The following is a 4,496-nucleotide window of genomic DNA, read 5'->3' as shown; positions in this document are numbered from 1 at the left end:
ACTCCACCGCCATCCCCACCCACTGAGCCCCCTGCCCCGGAAACACAAACACCGGGTCAACCACCTCACCAGGACTCTCCGCACACCCACGAACAACCCCAGCACCCACCTCACCCCCGGCAACACCACCCAACCGAGACAACAACACCCCACGCCCCGCACCCACCACCACAGCACGCTCCTCCAACCCCGCACGCCCCACCACAAGCGAGCGCGCGACATCGGCAGCGGGCAGGTCGCGGTCGGACACCCAGGTGGTCAGACGCTCGGCCTGGGCCTTCAGGGCGCCCTCGGAGCGAGCTGAGAGCAGCCAGGGCAGGACTGGGTCGGAAGCTGCCGTCAAGGAGCGCTGCCCAGCCGGCTCCGGGTCCTGCTCGTGGTCCTCGCCCTGGGCAGGCGACTCCGAGTCCACGGCCTCGGGAGCCTGTTCGAGGACGACGTGCGCGTTGGTGCCGCTACCGCCGAAGGAGGACACGCCCGCCCGGCGGGGACGGTCGGTCTCGGGCCAGGTCACGGGCTCGTTGAGCAGGCGCAGCGTGCCGGAGGACCAGTCGACGTGCGGGGTTGCCTGGTCGGCGTGGAGGGACTTGGGCAGGATGTCGTGGCGCAGCGACTCGACCATCTTGATGACGCCGGCGATGCCCGAAGCGGCCTGGGTGTGACCGATGTTGGACTTCAGCGAGCCGATCCACAGGGGGTTCCGCTCGTCGCGCTCACGTCCGTAGGTGGCGAGCAGGGCCTGTGCCTCGATCGGGTCGCCCAGCTTGGTCCCCGTGCCGTGCGCCTCCACCGCGTCCACGTCCGCTGCCGACACTCCCGCGTCAGCCAACGCGGCACGGATCACGCGCTGTTGCGCGGGGCCGTTGGGGGCGGTGAGGCCGTTGGAGGCGCCGTCCTGGTTGATCGCCGAACCCCGGATCACGGCCAGGACCTGATGGCCGTTGGCCCGTGCGTCGGAGAGCCGCTCCAGCAGGAGGACACCGACGCCCTCGCCCCAACCCGTTCCGTCCGCGTCGGCCGCGAAGGGCTTGCACCGGCCGTCGGCGGCCAGGCCGCGCTGTCGGCTGAACTCGATGAAGTTGCGCATGCTCGCCATGACGGTGGCGCCGCCCGCCACGGCCATGGAGCACTCGCCGGAGCGCAGGGAGCGCACGGCGAGGTGCAGCGCGACCAGGGAGGACGAGCACATCGTGTCGAGGCTTACCGCAGGGCCCTCGAAGCCGAAGTTGTAGGCGAGTCGGCCGGAGAGCACGGCGGCCGAGCCGCCGGTGAGGAGGTGTCCCTCGACTCCCTCGGGAGCGCTCCTGCCGTCGACGGCGTACGCCTGGTTGCTGGCTCCGACGAAGACTCCCGTGTCGGTGCCGCGCAGGGCGGTGGGGTCGATGCCGGCCCGCTCGAAGGCCTCCCAGGTGGTCTCCAGCAGCAGTCGCTGCTGCGGGTCCATCGCCGTCGCCTCACGCGGCGAGATCTCGAAGAACCCGGCGTCGAACTCGGCGGCGTCGTGCAGGAAGGCGCCCTGGCGGACGTAGCTCGTGCCCACGCGCTCCGGGTCGGGGTCGTACACGTTCTCGATGTCCCAGCCGCGGTCGGTCGGCAGGTCGGAGACCGCGTCCACGCCGTTCTCCACGAGCTGCCACAGGTCCTCGGGGCTGCGCACTCCGCCGGGCATGTGGCAGGCGGTCGCGACGATGGCGACGGGTTCCTGTGCGCGCGTCTCCAGGTCGGTGAGCCGACGGCGGGTCTGCCGCAGATCGGTGGTCACGCGCTTGAGGTACTCGCGGAGCTTGTCCTCGGTGTTGTCCGTGTTTCCCATGGCAGGTCAGCCCTTCGAGAATCGGGAGGTCGTGTCGGGGGGCCCGCTCAGGCGATCCCGAGTTCCCTGTCGATCAGGTCGAACATGTCCTGGTCGGAGGCACCGACCAGTTCCTCGTCCACGGCCGTCCGCTGCGGCTCGTCGGGGGCCGCGGCCCAGCCTTCGAGCAGGTCCCGCAGAGCGTCGGCGAGTGCCTGACGGTCGGACGGGGTGGACGCCTCGCGGTAGGCGGCTTCGATGCCGCGCAGGCGGGGGTCGAGGCCCTCCCCGCTCGTGGGTCCGGTGCCGGGGAGGAGTTCGGCGACCAGGTGGTCGGCGAGTGCGCCGGGAGTGGGGTGGTCGAACACGACGGTGGCGGAGAGTCTGGTGCCGAGGGAGGCACCCAGGCGGTTGCGCAGCTCGACCGCGGTGAGCGAGTCGAAGCCCATGTCGCGGAAGGCACGGCCCGCCTTGACGGATTCGCCGGGGCCGAGTCCGAGGACCGCGGCGACGTGGGTGCGGACCACGTCCACCAGGCGACGCCTCTGCTTGTCCGAGGGCAGTCCCGCCAGTTCGCGCAGCAGTCCGGCGGCGGCGCCCTCCGCCTCGGCCTTCTCCTCGGGCGCCTGCTCGTCGACGCCCAGGGCCGCCACCACCTCGCGCGCCTCGGGCACCTCGTCGATGAGCGGACGGTGGCCGTGGGCGCAGTACGCCGGAACGAAGCGGTCCCAGCGGATGTCCGCGACCACCACAGCCGACTCCCGCGCCGCGACGGCCTCCCGCAGGGCCTGTACGGCGAGCTGCGGGTCCATCGCCGGGACACCGCGACGCAGCAGTTGCTCCTCGACCTCGGCGTCCACCATGCCGCCCCCGGCCCACGCTCCCCAGGCGATCGCCGTGGCGGGCAGGCCCGCGGCTCGGCGCTGCTCGGCGAGAGCGTCGAGCCAGGCGTTGGCGGCGGCATACGGTGCCTGGCCGCCGTTGCCCCACACGCCCGCCCCGGAGGAGAACAGCACGAAGGCGTCCAGCGGCTGCCCGTGCAGCAGGTCGTGGAGGTTCCGCGCACCGGCGATCTTGGCCTGCATGAGGGCGATCGCCGCATCGCTGTCCAGTTCGGTGAGCGGCCGCGCCCGATCCACCGCACCCGCCGTGTGCACGACCGCGGTCAGCGGATGTGCGGCCGGAACCGCCGCCAGCAGCTCGGCCAGTGCCTCGCGGTCACCGACGTCGCAGGCGGCGATGGTGACCTCGCTGCCGAGGGAGGCCAACTCGCGTTCCAACTCGGCCGCCCCCGGGGCCTGTGCGCCCCTTCGGCTGGTCAGCAGCAGGTGATCGGCACCCGCGCGGGCGAGATCACGTGCCACGTGAGCACCGAGCGCGCCGGTCCCGCCGGTGATGAGAACGGTGCCGCGAGGGCGCCAGCGTGCACCGGCGGCGCCGGCGGCAGTCAGCGGTGAGCGGACCATGCGTCGTACGTACACCCCACCGGAGCGCACGGCGTACTCCGTCTCCGCGGCACCTTCCGGCGAGGTCGCACCCGCGAGAAGGGCCGGCAGGTGGGCCAACGCATCGGTGTCACCGTCCGGGAGTCCACCCTGGGCATCGGCCGCGGTCGGGGACGGGAGATCGATCAGGCCGCCGTGGCGATCGGGATCGTCGAGCCCGGCGACCCTGAGCAGCCCCCAGGCCGCTGCCTGCGCCGGATCGGGAGCCTCCGTGGCGGCTTCGGCCGCGCACGCCCCCCGGGTGACGGTCCAGAGCACCGTGTCCAGGTCGGCGTCGGCGAGTGCGTGGCTCAGCGCCATCGACGTGAGAACGCCTCGCGGCACCGCAGGGCTGCGCGGGTCGCCTTCGACATCCAGCGCAAGCAACGACAGCACACCCGCAGCGTGCTCGCCGGAGGAGGCGAGGTCGGTCAGGTGAGCAGCGAGCGTCCCCCTGTCGGCCTTCTCCTCGGGCACGGCCATCCGGTCGACGCGCGCGCCGGCTTCCTCCAGTACACGCTGCGTCGCAACCGTCAGCGGATCGTCGGCTCGTCCTTCGGGTACGGCGAGAATCCAGGTGCCGTGCAGGATGCGGGAGCCGGCACCGGGCGCGGTGTGCGGCCGCCACACCACCCGGTAACGCCAACTGTCCAACCGGGCCCGGTCCTGCCGACCACGACGCCACGCCGCCAACGCCGGCACCACATGCTCCAGCCCCCCGGACCCCTCCAGATCCAGCGTCGCGGCAACCTCGTTGAGGTCGCCCTCCTCGACGGTGCGCCAGAAGCGCTCCTCCACCGGATCCGGCACGGCCGCCGACGCTGCGGGAGTCTCCAACCAGAACCGCTGCCGCTGGAACGGATACGTCGGCAGATCCACCGTCCGGGGCGACAGGCCTTCGAAGGCGGGAGTCCAGTCGACGTGCACGCCATGCGCCCACGCCTCACCCAGGGACGTGTAGAGGCGCTCCAGGCCGCCCTGTTCACGCCGCAACGTTCCCAGTACCACCGCATCCGAGCCGGCGTCCTCGACCGTCTCCGCGACCGGGACCGTCAGGACGGGGTGCGGGCTCATCTCGATGAACGCACCATGCCCCTGCTCCACGAGTCGGCGGATCGCCGGCTCCAACTCCACTGTCTGCCGCAGATTCCGATACCAATACCCGGCATCGGTCTCCGCCGACTCGATCCATTGGCCTGTCACCGTGGAGAGGAACGGGA

At 72.0% G+C, this 4,496-nt stretch carries 2 protein-coding genes; both read right to left on the bottom strand.

What is annotated here, in order from left to right; genetic code table 11:
• Positions 1-1,813, bottom strand: a 1,813-nt coding sequence (locus ACYVE9_RS16775) for a type I polyketide synthase (RefSeq protein WP_461028675.1), incomplete at its 3' end; no start/stop codon positions are given.
• Between the two features lie 47 nt (positions 1,814-1,860).
• Positions 1,861-4,496, bottom strand: a 2,636-nt coding sequence (locus tag ACYVE9_RS16770) for an SDR family NAD(P)-dependent oxidoreductase (RefSeq protein ID WP_461028674.1), incomplete at its 5' end; no start/stop codon positions are given.

This window comes from Streptomyces sparsus (assembly GCF_054776295.1).
This window is presented reverse-complemented; position numbering and strand designations above follow the sequence as displayed.